A 16,519-nucleotide genomic window follows, 5' to 3' on the forward strand; every position below is an offset into this window, starting at 1 on the left:
ACCGGCCTAGCGCTTGGCCATAACCGCAGTAAACAGCTCAGACGCCAAAAACCGCTCCAGCCACTGTTGCAAACGCGGATAAGGCGTACCGGCAAACCACTCACGATCCACATGGGCAAATTGCCGCACAAACGGCGCCAGCGCCACATCCGCCAGGCTCAGGTGATCGGCCAGCAAGTAGTCGCGCTGCGTCAGCAACACCTCCAGCCTGCGCAAAAACACTTCGCCCTCGGCGCGGTAGTGTTCCATCGGCTGCTCTGGGTAACGCTCGGCGTATTTATAGCGATTCAAATGCACCTTGAAGACCTGGTCATTTTCCTCGATCAGCTGCGCCATCAGCCCCTGCGCCGCTGGATCATCCTTGAGCAACCAGTCATCGGGGTCGTTCTGCGCCAGCGCCCAGCCCATGATCGCCAGGCTTTCGTCGATCACTTGGTCGCCGACCTTCAACACTGGCACCGTGCCCTTGGGTGAGAGGGCCAACATCTCGGCCGGCTTGGCCTTGAGGCTGACCTCGACAACCTGAACCGCCACCGCGCAATAGCGCAGCGCCATGCGTGCGCGCATGGCGTACGGGCAGCGGCGAAACGAATACAGCAGTGCCTCGCTCACTTCACCTCCAGGGTGCTCAAACCATTGCCCTGGCGCTTGACCTGGATCTGCACGGGAATGCGCTCGTGCATTTCCTGCACGTGGGAGATCACCGCCACCTTGCGCCCTTGGGCTTGCAGGCCGTCCAGGGCATCCATCGCCAGTTGCAGGGATTCGGGATCCAGGCTGCCGAAGCCTTCGTCGATAAACAACGATTCGATCTTCAGGGTGCTGGAGGCCATCGACGCCAACCCAAGTGCCAGGGCCAGGGACACCAGGAACGTCTCGCCACCGGACAGCGAGTGCACCGAGCGCAGTTCATCGCCCATTTCCGTGTCCAGCACCAGCAGGCCCAGCATGCTGCCGCCGCGCTTGAGACGGTAGCGGCGCACCAGTTGGCGCAGTTGTACGTTGGCGTGGTGCACCAGTAGGTCGAGGTTGTAGGCCTGGGCGAATTTGCGGAACTTGTCACCGGTGGCCGACCCGATCAGCGCATCGAGCCGGGCCCAGCGCTGCCATTGTTCATAGGCTTTGGCGGTGGTGAGCGCCAGGGTCTGGTTGGCGTCCTGGCGCCGCTGGTCCTCGGCTTGTTGCGCACGCAGTTCGGCGCAGTGTTTTTCGCCGCTGCTGAGTTGCTGGTTGAGGTCGGCCAGGGCGCTGTCCAGCTGTTCGGCATCGAGGTTGCCGTTGTGCAGGGCCTGATGGTCCTTGAGGCGTTGCTCGCGCTCTTGCAGCAGCACCTTGGCCTGTTCGATGGCTTTTTCACTGTGCTGTAACTGCTGGCGCAGGTCGCTGACGCCGGCCTCATCGAAGGCCAACAGGTGTGCCAGGCCCGCGTCGTCCAGCTCCGGATGCTGGGCGCGCCAGTCGTTGATACGGCTGTTCAGCGCCTGCAGCTCGGTGTCCAGGGCATGCTGGCGTTCTTGTCGGGACTTGAGGTCGGCGGCCAGTTGGATCAGTTCGTTGCGGGTGTCCTGCAACTGTTGATTGGCCTGGGTTTCGCTGAGGCGGGCTTGCTCCACGGCTTGATCGAGTTGCTGCTGCCAATGCTCGGCGCTGTCATGGCTGCCCACCAGTGCGCTGAGTGCTTGCTGGGCGGCCTGCTGTTGGGTGGTCAACTGTGCCAATTGCTGGTGCAGCACGTCCAACTGTTGCTGACGATGCTGCTGGCGGTCTTGTTCTTTTTCGATGGCTTGCTGGCGTTGCTGCTGCTCGGCCAGTTCATCCTTCTGGTAGCCCAATTGCTCCAGGCGCTGGCTGATCTGCTGGTCCAGCAGCATGAACGTTGCCGCTGGCTCCGTGCGCAGGCCGGCGAGGGTCTCGGCCGGCAGCAGGCTGGCGAAGGCGTTGAGCTCTTCGTCCAGGCGCTCGCGGTCGCTGGCCAGTTCCCGTTGCTGGTCGATCAACTGCTGGCGGGTTTGCTGGCTGGCGTCCTGGGCGGCTTGCACCTGTTGCTGCAGACGCCCGGCATTTTGTTGCAGGTTGAGCAGGGCGCCCTGGCGCTGTTCGTCCTGGGTGATGCTCTGGTTGAGCTGGCCCAGTTGCTGCGCCAGCCAGGCGCTGCGTTTGCCGCTGTCCTGGTTGAACAAGGCGGCGCTCAACGGATGGGCCTCGAGGCTCGGCGCCAGGGCCTGGAGCTGGCTCGCCAGTTGTTCCTGTTGTTGCAGGAACTCCTTTTGCTGGGCGATCAATCCACCAACTTCACCGCGCAGTTCGGTGAGTTTTTCCTTGAGGCTGTCGACGGCTTGCTGCGCACGGGCTTCTTCGTTTTCATCATGGCGCGTGAGGCTGTGCAGCAGGGCTTCGGGCTGGTGATAGGGATGCTCGACGCTGCCGCACACCGGGCACGGCTGCTCATCCTGCAATTGCCCGCGCAACTCCTCGACACTGGCACTGCGTGCCAGGCGTTGGCGCTCCAATAGCTGCTTGGTCACGCTCAGGGTCTGCTCGGCCACCGTCAGCTCGGCCTTGGCTTGCAGGCCGGTCTGGTTCAGTTGCTCGCGCTGTTGCTGGGCGGTGGCTTGCTTGAGGGCCAGTTCCTGCTGTTGCTGGTCCAGTTGCTGCTGGCTGTCCCAGAGCCGCGTCAAGTCCTCGAAGGCCCGTTGTTGCTTGCGATTGTCCTTGAGCAGGCTGTCGAGCAACTGGATCTGCTCGGCCACGGCGTGGGGTTCGGCGCTGGCTTCCTGATACAGCAGGTCCAGAGCTGTGCGCTGTTGAGTCCATTGTTCGCTGGTGCGGTTGGCCCGTTCCTCAAGCTGCGGCAGTTCGGCCTGGCCTTTGTTCAGGCGATTGCCGATCAGCATCAGTTGCTGCAGGCGATCGCGATAGGCGTTCCAGGCATCACTCAAGGGCGCGAGGGCGGCGCTGCGTTCAAGTTGTGCGGCCAGTTGTTGCAGGCGGCTGGCAACCTGCTGTTGCTGGGTGTGCAAGGCCTCCAGGCTGGCCTGGCCCTCGGCGCAGGCGGCTTGCCCAAGTTGTTGTTGTTCGCTGCTTTGGGCCAGCTCGCGGGTCAGGCGGGCGAGGGTGCTTTGTTCCTCGAAGGCCTGGCGCAGCAACGGCACCGCCTCGGTCTGTTGTTGCAGGGCCGCAGCCAAGGCGGCGTGCGCGCTGGCTTGCTGCTGCTGCAATTGCTCCTGACGCGCGTGCAGGGCTGTCTGCTGCTCAAGGTGCTGGCGGATCTGCGTGGCCAGGGGCTGCAACTGGCCGGTCAATTCGCTGTGCCGCGCAAAATGATGACGCTGCGGCGCCAGTTGCTCCAGGCGGCTCAAGTCCAGGCGTTGCGGGGCCTGGCTGTGCCACGCCTGCTCGGCCTGTTGCAGTTGCTCGACCGCACTGTGCTGGCGTTCCTGCCACTCGCGCAGTTCCTTGAGCCAGGTGTGTTGCAGTTCCAGCTGCTTGAGCTGGGCCTGCTGGGTCTTGAGCTGTTGCTGGGCCGCGCTCAACTGTTGATCCAGCTCGGCGCGGGCCTCGGCCGGCAGCGGCGTGACCCCCGTGGCCTGGTCCTGCAGCAGCTTGTGGGCGTCCTTGGCCTCCCGGGCCTTGATGAACGCGCGCTGCCCCAGTTGGGTGTAGAGCGCGGTGTCGGTGAGCTTTTCCAGCAGTTCGCTGCGCTCGTTGTCGTTGGCCTTGAGAAACGCGCTGAACTCACTTTGCGCCAGCAGCACCGCCCGGGTGAACTGCTCGAAATTCAGGCCCAGGGCCAGTTCCAGCTGGGTCTTGTATTCGGTTTTCTGGCTGGCCAGCAGTTGCTCGCTGTCCAGGTCGATCAGGCTCTGGCGGCTGTGTTGCAGCTTGCCGCTGGCCTTGTCGCGGGCGCGGTTGGCTTCCCAGCGCGCACGGTAGCGGCGGCCATTGACGCCGATAAAGTCGACCTCGGCATAACCACCGCCGGTGCCGCGCCGGATCAGGGTGCGTGGGTCGCCAATGGAGATATCGGTATCGGCATCGGGCATTTTCGCCTGGCCGGTATCGCCCAGGCGCGGCACGGCGCCAAACAGCGCCAGGCACAAGGCGTCGAGCAAGGTGCTTTTGCCGGCGCCGGTGGGGCCGGTAATCGCAAACAACCCGGCGCTGGCCAGGGGCTCGGCGGTAAAGTCGATCTCGAACGGCCCGGCCAGTGAGGCGAGGTTTTTCAGGCGGATGGCGAGGATCTTCATGGCTGTTCATCCTCCTGTTGCACTTCCTGGAGCAGCACGGCGAAATCCTTCAGGGTCTGTTCATCCACTTCGTTGCCATAACTGTCTTGCCAGGCGCGGCTGAACAGTTCCTGGGGGGTGAGTTGGTCGAGTTCGATCAGGCTGTCTTCATCACTGCCGTCGCTGCCGCGTTGACCGGCGTACTCCGCAGCGATGCGCACCAGGCGCACGGCCTTGCCGAGCAGGGCGGTTTCGATTTGCTGGCGCAGGTCCGGTTGCGGTTCGTCGAGGCGCACCCGCACTTCGAGCCAAGGGTGGCGCTGGGTTTCGGCGAGCAGGTCGATATCCGGCAGATCCGCCAGGGTCTTGAGGATATCGGCCAACGGCGCGGCTTCCAGGCGTTGCAGGTCGACCGAGCGCGGAATCAGGAGGGGTTCGACGCTGACCAGCATTTGCCCCTGGAATGTCACATCGAGAATCTGGTGCTTATAGCCGATTTCGGAAAATGACAGCGGAATCGGCGAGCCGCTGTAGCGAATCCGTTCTTCGCCATTCACCTTTTGCGGCTTGTGCAAATGGCCGAGGGCAACATAGCCAATACTTTTGTCGAACAGCTTGGCTGGAAGCGCCTCGGCATTGCCGATGATCAGGCTACGTTCGGAGTCTTCCGACACCGAGCCCCCAGCCATGTGCGCATGGCTGATGGCAATCAGCGCCTGGCCTTTCTTGCGTTTGGCGTTGGCGGCGGCAATCAGCCATTCATGGACCTGGCCGATACCCTGCAGGTAATCGTCACCCAGGTGTGCACCGGTCACTTCTGCCGGGCGCAAAAATGGCAAGGCCAGGCACCACCCGGCGATCTTGCCTTTGGCATCCGGCAGCGGGATCAGCAGGCGTTCGGCATCCAGTTGCCCATCATCGAGCCACAGCACGCGGCCCAACGCATGGGTACGCAAACGGCGCATCAACGGCGCGGGCAGTTCGATACGCGAGCCGGAGTCGTGGTTGCCGGCGATCATCACGATGGTCAGCGTCGGGTTTTGTTCGTGGGCGTTGATGATGAAGTCATACAAGCGCTCCTGAGCCTTGAGCGGCGGGTTGACCGTGTCGAAGATATCGCCGGCGATCAGCAGCACATCGGGGCAATGCTGCTTCAGTTGGCTCAGCAGCCATTCGAGGAAACAGGCGTGCTCGAAGTCGCGTTCCTGGCCGTGGAGGTTTTGGCCAAGGTGCCAGTCGGAGGTGTGGAACAGACGCAAGGCGAACTCCGTGGGGAAGAGGTAAAGAGGGGAGGAGTTTACCTGTGTAGGCGCTGGCTTGCCTGAGAAGGCGGTGGGTCTGTTGAAAAAACTGCCAGCTGACACCCCGCTTTCTCTTCAGGGCTGCACAAATCAAATGTGGGAGCTGGCTTGCCTGCGAAAGCGGTGGGTCTGTTGAAATAGCTGCCAGCTGACACACCGCCTTCGCGAGCAAGCCCGCTCCCACTGGGGTTTTGCGATGTTTGTGAGGTGGCGTTACACCTTGGGTTGCAGGCAGTCCAGCGCGCGGTCGGCCAGGGTTTTGGCCATGTCGATCAAGTGCTCAGTGGCGCCGGCTATGTGGCGTTGGTCGCCGATCAGCCCCTGGGTAGTGCCGGCTGCGGTGGCGGCTGCGCAGCGCAGCAGGTCACAGATTTGCGCCAGAGCGTCTTCGAAGCTGAGGTCCTGGTGTGCGGTGAACGACGGCGGCGAGGCGGGTTGCAGGTAGTGGCTCAAGGCGCGGTCGAAACACTCGCGGTCGGAGGGGCGGCGGGGTGGGTCGGGGACGATTTTGTTCATGCGTAAGCTCCTACTGGGTTGGAAGCCATCTTTTGCCGATCTCACTCGACGAAAGGTGGCAGCTATGTGCGGGGTGAGATACCGGACAGTAGGACCCGGCCAGACCGAAGTCTGCCCGCACACAGCCGCCATAGAGCATGTTGCAGACGGTTGTGGCGCAATGCGCCTACTGGTTTGCGGGATCTCACCCCCGATCGCTGATGTGCAGCGACGGAGCAGAGGCTAGCCAGTGGTGTGAGCAGGCGCAAGGCCGAAGGATTGTCTAGGAAACGTCCTGCAAATTAAAGGGATTTGGTTTGCTGGCCTTTGACAATGCATGACGGGGTATTCCCGGTGAAGCAGATCAAGGGAGGGAGCTGGCTTGCCTGGGATGGCTGTGTGTCAGTCGAAGATGGGGTGGCCGATACACAGTCATGGCCTGAATAAATTTGTACCGTTTTTTAGTGTGTCTAATGAAGTGAAAACGGGACAGGTCTATTAAATAGAGCTGTCCCGTTTTTTAGTTCGAACAACGTTCAATTGCTAGTGATTTGTGATTGCTACGTCCTTTTTGCGCAAATGGTAGCAAGGGCATGTAAGTTTCCATTGTCTGTTTCAAATCGCCATAAGGACGGATAGAAGAAGTAGTAAACTGGTATTGGACCCTCCATGCGGAAAAATACGCCTATCCAAATCCCTCTTTTTTGGCCGGCAGGGACGAAGTACTGTAGGTCTATATCTCTGGAAAAATTGACAATTGTATTTACGGTTGTTCCTCCGACTGAATTGACCCAGTTGGCAGAGGCGGCGCCATACATGTAATGCGAGTTGTGCAATATTTCATAATTTACTATCGTACTTTGTACTGTATAGCTGGCTGTGTTTGCAGCGCTGTCTTTCACGGTAATAGTGACCGTGCCAGCCCTCAATCCCGTGACGGTTCCATTGCTGGCAACGGATGCTATTGCTGGGTTGGAGGATGTATAGGTATAGGGCGGCAAACCACCCTGGGCTGTGCGCTGTTGTGTAAGCCTAAAGCCCTTATTTTGCCAAAGTAATGATGCGGGAACCTGATACAACGTCCCACTAAATGTCATCACACTTGTACCGATGGTCAATGGTGGGTAGCTCACTATCGAATAAGTCGTACTTTGGAAATCAATCGCCTGCGACTTATCCGAACTTCCATCAAACGTGACCTTACATGTCACCGCTATCTGACGACCCGTAGCTAGTTGGCTCAACCAACTACGCACCACCTCCTTATTCACCAACCCATTCGCCGCTTCCGTTGCACTGATCTCCACGCCGTCAAGCACATCCAGATCAGCCACACCCGCACTGCTGCAAGTCAACCACACCCGCTGCTTGGCCGCGCTCAAGCGCCACTTGGCGACAGAGGCGGTGGCATTGCCGCTAAAGGTGTTGAGGTCCAGCGTGCCACCGTTGGCAATGTTGTTGATCAACGGCCGTGGCAAGTTAGCTGGCTGAATGATTTGTACATTGACCTCTTGAGTAAACGAGTCGACCTCCACACCGTTAATTGTCGCGATATACCGTATCGTCACTTTCTTGCCCACGCTACGGGCGATGATTGCCGGGCTGATCAAAAAGTCCACCCGGCCTCCGGCCAGGCCGTCTTTGTCGGCGATATACGGGATATCACCATTGGGCGGTATCCACAGCAGTTTGATTCGATGTGTCGAATTCATACCGGGGTAGGCCGCAGCTACAGAGGCGTTGTTTTCATAGGTCAGCGGGTCGATGGTGATGACTTCACCCGACAGGTTGGCAAATTGCGGCCGTGGCAAGGTCGATGGGATTGCTTGAATGCTGTGCACACGCACGCCAAACAGCACCGCCGAGTTCTTGTCGGCGCTTTCCGACAGGGTTACCCAGAAACGAATGATCAGTTGCGAGCCATCTTTGAGACGACGCAGCTTGTCTACCGGGGTGGGCGGGGAAATACCATTGAGCACCCCGGCCGCCGTGACCAGGTTGGCGGTGTAGGTATCTTCGATGTACGGCGTGTTGTCGTTGTAAGTACCCTCGTAGGTCATCCACATCCGTTGGTTGGGGGCGATAAAGCTCCACTTGGCTATCCGAGTGCGTGCCTCTTCATTCAATTGCGACAACTCCAGTACCATGCTGTCGCCGATACCGTCGATGCTCGGTGTGGGCAGCCCGGTCAACGGTTGCAGTTCCAGGTCCACGACTTGCGACTCATAGACGAAGGTGCCGCGGGTAAAGCGGTATTGCACGCTGACCTGGTTGCCGCCTGGGCGAATGCCCTTGGCCACGATTTCCGGCGGAATAAACGCCCGCACTTCGTTGGTGCCAGGGTTGCCCTGCACTTGCGCGGTGTAGCTGCCGGTGCCGTCGCTGGTCAGCCAGTCGACGTCAATCTGATCGGTGGCGTGCATGGGCATAAACTTCACGATGACCCAGGCACCGGCCACGGCCGCCAGCGGATTGAGCCGATCCGGCAGCAGGGAGGCACCTTCGATGATCGGCCGTTCCAATTGCACACCGACGCCGACCGTGAGGTCGAGGATCTCCGAGCGCACTATCACGCCAGACGGGCCGCCGCGTTGCAGGCTGTAGCTGATGCGCAGGCTGCCGTTGAGGTTGACGTCGACGAGGTTGCGATTGAGTGCAAGCACCAGCGGCTTTCCGGCAGTAGCACTGTTGACCGTGATGATGCCGCTGGCCGAGCCTGCGACAGCGGAACCGAAGACCACCCAGTGCACCTCGTCGCCGCTTTGGGTGCCGGTATACGGCAGGGTCAACAACAAGCTTGCGCCGGGTACGTGGGCGGGGTTGATGTTGTTGCCTTGTGCGTATTGCAATTCAGGGGCGGGCAGAGTGGCCACGCGCTCGCCCACTTGCGCGCCCACTTCCAGTGACTTGCGTATGGCCAGGGCCTGGCCGCCGAAGATGTGCACCGCACCGTCATTCACTAGGTAATAGAAGTAAGCGGTTTTACCTTTGAACCGTTGGAGCACTTGCGAGGCGATGTGGTAACTGCCGCCCTGGGGGCCTGCCAGTTGCGACTCGGTATAGACTTCGTTGCCACCGCCAGGCTCGCGGGTTTCGATCACTAGGGTTTCCAGCCAGTTCGGGTCGTGAGGTTCGTAGAAGGGGATGTGGGCATCAATGTTGTTGTTCGGGTCAATCAGCCCCAGTTCGATCGGTGTGATGCTCACGCCGGGCATGCTCACTGGCGTACCAACCACGGTGACTGTGACGCTGCCCGATTGCTCGAGGAAGCCGCCTGTGGAGGTATGGATCTGGAATGACGCGCGGAAGGAGCCGCCGACGATTTGCTCAATGACCTCGCGGGGTACAGGCACCTCGGTCAGGAACAGGTTGGTCGCGTTCACTGGTGCCAGGGTAAATGTTTTGGTTGAACCGTCGATGAGTGTGGCGTAGAGCGTGACGAAAACTTGGTAGGGCGGGTTGGGGGCGGGGATGACCCGGCCGGTGAAACACGACAGGGCGAATTTTTTTTCGCTTTGGGTATCGAAGTCCACCTGGCTGGACTCTACATCGTCGATCAGGAAGAACGGCGCAGGGCTCAGCGAAGGATCCAGTTCGCTCTGCAGGAAGTAGGGCTTGGAGTACTGGTATTTTTCCCCGGAGAAATTTTCTGCCACATCCTGTACGCGAAAGCGCAAGGTCAACTTACCCTGTAGGCCGCCCTGGTCGATGATGGCCTTGCTGATCCAGATGCGGATTGGTGTGAGCCCTGCGGCCTCTTCAGGGCTGACGATATGGGTGACAATTGCGCCATCCCAGGAGCATTCGATCTTGTCGTTCTTGCGCATGTTTGGATAGGGCTCGATCAAGGCCCAGACCCCGGCTGCCGCATTCTCTTGGTTGATCACTGAGTTTTCTGGAAAACCTTCGATCGACATCACCAAGCGGGTATGCCACTCCACGCCTGGGTCCTGATCGATACCGCCTGGACGGTCTGTCTTGACCAGAACGGTTTGCAGGGGCGAGGTGCTTTCCTGAAAACTGCCGATGCGCATGACCCGACCGTAGAGGGTCACTTCCCCTCTGGGCATGTGTTCTTCATTCACGATCAAGTTATAGCGGGGCTCGTCCTCGGTCGCGGTGTCGCTGGCTGCGGCGCTGACCAAGTTATTGATGTAAATGGCGTAGTAGTCGCCTGAGCTCCAGTTGAACCATTTTTCAAATACCCAGCGCGAGTACGGCATCACCTGGCGAATACCCAGGGCATAGACGGCGTTTTCCGGGTACAGGGCGGTGCCCAGCGGCACGGCGGGGTATTCAGAGTACGGTGGGTCAAGGTCTTCGAATCGGGTGGGCGGGGTTTCAGGGGGGTTGTAGAGGATCAGCTCTTGTGACGGCGACGGCAGCGGCACGTCCTCAGCAGAGGCTTCGTTGGAAGGATCTATCGGTAAATGGGACATTGAAGACACTCCTTGCGGGAAGAAGCGCGCAGGCATCGCGGCGCGCATGAGCAAGGAAAATCAAACACCCGCAAGGGCTGGGCGCCTAGCTGTCAGAATTGACAGTGCCGACGAGTGGTCGTACCGAGTGGGCTTGTAGGCAAGCCCGTTCCCACAGGGTGTCCGTGGGTTGGGTCGCGGTTACTTCGGATACAACGGCGGCAAGCTGGTGCTGTCTGCCACTGGCGCCAGTTCGCGTTCGGCCATCGGGATGGCTTTGATCGCGCGCCACAGGTCTTCGCCCTGCCAGTACTGGCCGCTCTCGCTGTAGAGCGCGCCATTGAGCCCGTCCAGGGCATCCGACAGCGGTACGAACCGCGCCGCCATGTCGGCCAGGGTTTCCGGTTGCTGGCGGGCCCAGGCATCCAGGGCTTGGCGCGTGGCCTGGGGGTCGTTGGCCTGGCTGGCGCGCTTGAGGTCGTCGAGGAGGGTTCGGGGGCTGGGCCCGGTCTGGGCCGCGCGCAGGATCGCCGGCCGTGAGCGGGCCCGCCACCATAGGCCGAAGCCCAGCAGGGTGGTGCAGGCGAAGAGCAGGCTGGTGAGCTGCCAGATCCACAGGCGGCCATCGTCCGGTGCGGTGATCACGGTGGGGGTGGCCGGGGTGTCGACCACCAGGCTCGGGTTGACCGCCACTTCAAGCGTGCGGGCGGGCAGGCTGGTACGTTCCAGGTGGTCCTCGTGGGTGTTCCACCACACCACTTCCACGGCGGGCAATTCCAGGGCGCCGGCGCGGTTGGGCACCAGGGCTTCGCGGTCTTCGCGGCTGCCGATCACCCCGCGTTCGCTGTTCTGGTTGCTCAACACCGGTTGGTCGGGATAGCGCCGCAGGCCGGCGATTTCGGTGCTGGGCAGCGCGGGCAACTGGGCGCTGGCCAGGCCTTCGGCCTTGAGGGTGAGGATGCGGGTCAGGGAGTCGCCGACCTGTACGTTCGCAGGTTCCGGGTTCCAGCTTTCGCCCAGGCTCAGGCTGCGGGCCGGCAGCCAGGGGGCATCGGCTGGGTACAGGGCCGGTTTGGGTTTGACCGTCAACGGGATCTCGGTGGAGTTCACATGCAGCAGCTTGCCAGGCTTGGAGGCCTGGGGCGCAGTCTCCTGGGCGCCGCGTGGTTCGACCATGGTTGCGCTGAATATCTGCGCGGGGATCAGCAATTGCCCGCTGTGTTGCGGGTAGATCCCGTAGCGCATTTCGATCACGCCATGGCGCACGCCGTTGATGACCTTCTCATAGGTGCGTGAATCGCCCACTTGCTCGACCCGCGCATCGGGCAACTGCAAAGGGGCCAGGCTGCTGTCGTCATACAGCGCCACCGAATGGTAGATACGCACGGTCAACAGGGCCTGGGCCTGCACGTAGACCGTGTCCTGGTCGAGGCTGGCTTCGATGAACACCGGTTGCAACTGGTTGTCGCTGTCCTGGCCCAGGGTTTGGTCCACTTGCAGGCTGATTGCCTGGGTCTTGAGTTCACCCAGTTGCAGCGGTGGGATCACCACGGTGCCGGTGGCCTTGGGCTGCAAGGTGATGATCCAGCGGGTGGTGGCGTGGTTGCTGCCGTCGAGGGTGGTGAGCTGGTTGATCTGGCGGGTGCCGCGCACGTCGAACAGCGGGTCCAGGGGCGACAGGTCGGGCTTGCCGAATTGGGTGACGTCGTTGGACTCGATCGTCAGCTCCACCGTTTCCCCGGAATTGACGCGGCTGCGGTCGATACTGGCGGCCAGATCGGCCGCCTGGGCGTGACCGGCCCACAGCGCTAGCAATAAGACAAATGGGGTGCAGCGGCTCATCGAGTCTTGTCCTGATGTTGTTGCTGTTCGTACCAGAATTTGCGTCGCAACAACTCGCCGGGGTTGTCCGGGATCTGTCGCAGCCATTGTTCCAAGGCCTGGCGGTGTTCGTCGCCGAGGCTGGCGTCTGTTGGGCGCAGGGGGGGCGTGGTGGTCTGTTCGTCGCCCAGTTCGCTGCCGGGTACTTCGTTGTTGCCCGCAGGCGGCGGGGGGCCGGCCTGTTTTTCACCGGTGCCCGCCTGGCCTGCGCCCTGGGGCGATTGCTCGCCGCCGCTGGTGTGCTGGCCGTCATCGCCTGGTTGCGCAGTTTGGCCGGGTTGGGCGGATTCGTCATCCCCGTTTTTTTCGGGGGCTGGTGGCTCGGGTTCCGGTTCTTCCAGCAACAGGCTTTCGACAAGGGCTTTGTTTTTCAGGGCTGGCTGCAAGTCCGGCTGGGCCTCCAGGGCCTGTTCATACGCGTCTATCGCCGCTTCCAGCTCGCCAGCGCGGGCCAAGGCATTGCCACGATTGTAGTGGGAGTAGGCATCACTGCCTTCGGCAAAGCGCCGGGCGGCCTCGGCGTAGTTGCCCGCTTCATACAGGGCCACACCTTGCCATTGCGGGTTTTCAAAACGCTCGGCGGCTTCGGCCGGGCGTTTGTGCTTGAGCAGGTATTGACCCTGCTGGTCGGGGCGTAGCCACAGGTCATCAAAGCTGAACGCGTAGCTGGGTTGCGGTGCGGCCAGGAGCAGCAGCGGCAGGCAGAACAGCCAGCCACGGCGCCCGGCGCAGGCGGCAAGCAGCAGCAAGGGCAGCAATAGCCAGTAGCCCTGGTCGGCCCAGGTGTCCAGTTGCAGGCGTTGGCCGTCGTCGCGCAGGTTTTGCGGGCCGTCCAGCAGGCCGAGGCTGCGCAGGTCCTTGTCGTCCAGGCGCGCCTGGCGATAGCGGCCGCCCATTTCACTGGCGAAGGCCTTGAGCGTCGGGCTGTCCAGGCGCGGGATCAGGATCGCGCCTTGCTCATCCTTGAGGAACTCGCCGCTTTCCTGGGTCACCGGCGTGCCTTCACGGCTGCCGATGCCGAGGATCGACAGGCTCGGCGCCTGGCCTTGCAGCAGCAGGCGAATGCCCTGGCGCTCCTGCTTGGACAGCGACGAGCCAATCAACAGCAAACGGCCCTGGCCGAGGCCGCCGTGCTTGAGCAGGTCCAGGGCTTTTTCCACCGCCAGATCGGCGCGATGGCCGGCCTCGGGCATGATCGAGGGGCGCAGGGCATCCAGCAGGTTGCGGCTGGTGGCCAGGTCGTCCGAAAGCGGCACCAGTGTGTGGGCGCTGCCGGCGTACACGACGATGGCAGTCTGCGCATCGCTGCGCGCTTGCAGCAGATCCACCAGCTTGCGCCGCGCCTGTTCCAGGCGGTTGGGCGGACTGTCGGTGGCGAGCATCTCTGGGGTCAGTTCCAGCAGTACTACCAGCGGGTCGGCGGGTTTCTGGCTGATCTGCTCCACCCGTTGCCAGCCGGGGCCAAGCAAAGCCAGGACCGCCAGCAACCAGGCCAGGCCCAGCAACAACCACGGCGACTTGCTTTCCCGACCGTTGCCGCCACTGAGCAGGGCGGCATGAAAGGCCGGTGGCAGGATCATCTGCCAGCGCCCGGCGCGCTTTTGCCGATGCCACAGTTGCCACAGCAACCAGCTGAGCACGGGCAGCAGCAACAGCCACCAGGGACGAAACCAGTGCGGCCATAAAGCGATCATCGACGCCTCCGCAAGCGCAGGCGTTGAAGGCGTTGGCGCCATTGTGGGTGCTGTTGCAGGAAATGGCCCTTGGTCGAGAGTTTATTGAGCAGGCGTTGCAGGGCGTTGTTCGGCCAGCGTTCCTGGATCACCAACAACAGGCTCAGAAACAGCGCCAGGGCCAGCGGGCCACTGTACAGCGCCTGGGTCGGGCGGGCCTGGGTCGGTTGTTGCGCCACGGGTTCCAACTGGTCGAGGGTTTCCTTGATCGCTTGCAGCTCAGCACCGTCATGGGCGCGGAAATACTGCCCGCCGGTAGCTTGGGCGATAGCCTTGAGCGCCGGTTCGTCGAGGTCCAGGCTTGGATTGAGGCCGAGCATGCCCAAGGTTCCGGTCTGCTCAGGGTTGGCGCCGATGCCGATGGGATAGATCTTCACGCCTTCTTCGGCGGCCAGGCGCGCGGCGGTCAATGGATCGATTTCCCCGCCATTGTTGGCGCCGTCGGTGACCAGGATCAGCACTCGGCTTTGCGCCGGGCGTTGGCGCAGGCGTTTGAGAGCCAGGCCGATGGCGTCGCCAATCGCCGTGTTTTTACCGGCAATGCCGATGCGCGCTTCATCCAGCCAGGTGCGCACAGTGCGCCGATCGAAGGTCAGCGGTGCCTGCAGGTAGGCCTGGCTGCCAAACAGGATCAGGCCGACGCGATCACCCTCGCGGCTCTCCAGAAAGTCCCCCAGCAGGTGCTTGACCAGGCTCAGGCGGCTGACGTCTTCGTCCTGCCATTGCATATCGGGAAAATCCATGGAGCCCGACACGTCCACCGCCACCAGCAGGTCGCGGCCACTGGCGGCGATCGGTAGCGGCTCGCCGAGCCATTCCGGGCGGGCGGCGGCGGTCAGCAGCAACAGCCACAGCACCACGAACGGCGCTTGTTGACGCCAACCCGGCAGGTTGATGCGCGCGCGGCGCCGGGCCAGCCCTTCGAGGTCGCCGAGGAAGCTGACCTTCAAGGCCGGCTCGCCACTGTCGGCTACCGGCAGGATCAGGCGCATCACCCATGGCAGGGGCAACAGGGCAAAGATCCACGGCCAGGCGAACTCAAACATGTTTGCGAATCCACGTGTCGACGGCTTGCGTGAGGCCGGCGATGGCCTTGTCGTCGAGTTTGCATTCGGGCTTGTAGGCGCCTTCTACCAGGACCATCCAGCGTGTCAGGCCGGCCGCCGGGCAGCGGTTGTCGAGAAACGCCAGCCATTTGCGTCCATTGAGGGTGTGGCTCTGGCTGTAGGGGTAGTCGTTGCGGCATAGGCGCTTGAGCAGGCCATTGAGCTGCTGCAGCCAGGCGCCGGCCGGCGCACCATCGTAGGGTTTGGGCATCAGCGCCAGTTCCGCGAGGGCGGCGATGCGCAGTGGGTCCAGGGGTTGTTCGGCCCGGGCCAGCGGGCGTTTGCCCGGCAGGAAGCGGCGCAGCCACCACAAACCCCAACCCGCCAGGGGGATCAAGCCCAGCAACAGCCACCAGCCCGGTGCCGGAGGCCAGAACCCGATGGCCGGCGGGGCGATCAGCGGCTGCAGTTGGTCCAGGCTGCTCATGGCTTTTTCACCGGGCGTTGTGGGTTGAGGTACTCGCGCAGTTGCTCGACCATTTCACTCTGGGTGCTCAAGGGCATCAGCAAGACCCGTAGCTTCTGCGCGAGCAATTCCCAACGGGCGATACGTGCTTCGGCCTGGGCCTTGTAGGCCTGGCGCAATTCGAAGTTCAAGGTGTCGATTTCCAGTTGCGCGCCACGTTCGGCAAAGCGCAGCAGGCCGGCGGCGGGCAGGGCGTGGTCCAACGGGTCCGAGACTGGCAGCAGCAATAGGTCGCAATGGCGCGACAACAGGCTCAGTTGTTGTTCGGCGCCTTCGGTCAGGGCACGTTCATCACAGATCACGATCACCAGGCTGCCGGGCCGCAGCACTTCGCGGCCACGGCGCAGGGCCATGCCCAGGGCGTCGGCTTCAGGGCGACTCTCGGTGTTGAGGCTCTGGTTGACCCGCACCAGGCGGTTGAGCAGTTGCAGCAGGCTTTGTTTGCTGCGTCGGGGCTTGATTTCATAGTGCTCGTTATCGCCGAACACCAGGCCGCCGACCCGGTCGTTGTGCCCCAGCGCGGCCCAGCCGATCAGGCTTGCCGCTTGCGCGGCGAGGACCGACTTGAACATCAGCCCGGAGCCGAAGAACAGCCGGCAACTTTGCTCGACCATGATAAAGATCGGTCGTTCGCGCTCTTCATGGAACAGCTTGGTGTGGGGTTCCTGGGTGCGCGCCGTGACCCGCCAGTCGATGGTGCGCACATCGTCGCCGGCTTGGTACACCCGCACCTGATCGAAGTCGACCCCGCGCCCGCGCAATTTGGAATGGTGCAGGCCGATCAACGGGCTGCGCTGGCTCGGCGTGGAAAACAGTTGCACCTCCCGCACGCGATGACGCATCTCGATCAATTCGCTGAGGGTAATACGGATTCCATCGCCGGCGTTCATGGG

Annotated in this window: 10 protein-coding genes; all 10 read right to left on the minus strand. The window is 62.1% G+C overall.

Going from position 1 to position 16,519, the window contains the following annotated elements; all coding sequences use genetic code 11:
- Window positions 1–6 precede the first annotated feature (6 nt).
- Complete coding sequence (locus tag HBO09_RS07305) at window positions 7–612, minus strand: glutathione S-transferase (protein WP_169998658.1); 606 nt, start codon at window positions 610–612, stop codon at window positions 7–9.
- A complete protein-coding gene (locus HBO09_RS07310; RefSeq protein ID WP_169998660.1) occupies window positions 609–4,247 on the minus strand; it encodes an AAA family ATPase in 3,639 nt (1,212 codons plus the stop codon). The genes HBO09_RS07305 and HBO09_RS07310 overlap by 4 nt, the downstream gene beginning before the upstream one ends.
- Entirely contained in the window at window positions 4,244–5,485 is a 1,242-nt protein-coding gene (locus tag HBO09_RS07315) for an exonuclease SbcCD subunit D C-terminal domain-containing protein (RefSeq protein ID WP_169998662.1), read from the minus strand. The genes HBO09_RS07310 and HBO09_RS07315 overlap by 4 nt, the downstream gene beginning before the upstream one ends.
- A gap of 255 nt (window positions 5,486–5,740) precedes the next feature.
- Complete coding sequence (locus tag HBO09_RS07320) at window positions 5,741–6,043, minus strand: hypothetical protein (RefSeq protein ID WP_169998664.1); 303 nt, start codon at window positions 6,041–6,043, stop codon at window positions 5,741–5,743.
- A 539-nt stretch (window positions 6,044–6,582) separates the two neighbouring features.
- Entirely contained in the window at window positions 6,583–10,461 is a 3,879-nt protein-coding gene (locus HBO09_RS07325) for an Ig-like domain-containing protein (protein ID WP_169998666.1), read from the minus strand.
- Window positions 10,462–10,641: 180 nt separating this feature from the next.
- Window positions 10,642–12,282, minus strand: coding sequence for a BatD family protein (locus HBO09_RS07330; RefSeq protein WP_169998668.1), 1,641 nt, complete (start codon window positions 12,280–12,282; stop codon window positions 10,642–10,644).
- A complete protein-coding gene (locus tag HBO09_RS07335; RefSeq protein WP_169998670.1) occupies window positions 12,279–14,015 on the minus strand; it encodes a VWA domain-containing protein in 1,737 nt (578 codons plus the stop codon). The genes HBO09_RS07330 and HBO09_RS07335 overlap by 4 nt, the downstream gene beginning before the upstream one ends.
- Window positions 14,012–15,100, minus strand: coding sequence for a VWA domain-containing protein (locus HBO09_RS07340; RefSeq protein ID WP_169998671.1), 1,089 nt, complete (start codon window positions 15,098–15,100; stop codon window positions 14,012–14,014). The genes HBO09_RS07335 and HBO09_RS07340 overlap by 4 nt, the downstream gene beginning before the upstream one ends.
- A complete protein-coding gene (locus HBO09_RS07345) occupies window positions 15,093–15,587 on the minus strand; it encodes a DUF4381 domain-containing protein (RefSeq protein ID WP_169998673.1) in 495 nt (164 codons plus the stop codon). Before HBO09_RS07345 ends, HBO09_RS07340 begins: the two co-directional genes overlap by 8 nt.
- Entirely contained in the window at window positions 15,584–16,516 is a 933-nt protein-coding gene (locus tag HBO09_RS07350; protein WP_169998675.1) for a DUF58 domain-containing protein, read from the minus strand. The genes HBO09_RS07345 and HBO09_RS07350 overlap by 4 nt, the downstream gene beginning before the upstream one ends.
- Window positions 16,517–16,519 lie beyond the last annotated feature (3 nt).

The organism is Pseudomonas sp. WS 5027 (assembly GCF_012985695.1).
GTDB classification, from domain to species: Bacteria; Pseudomonadota; Gammaproteobacteria; order Pseudomonadales; family Pseudomonadaceae; genus Aquipseudomonas; species Aquipseudomonas hygromyciniae.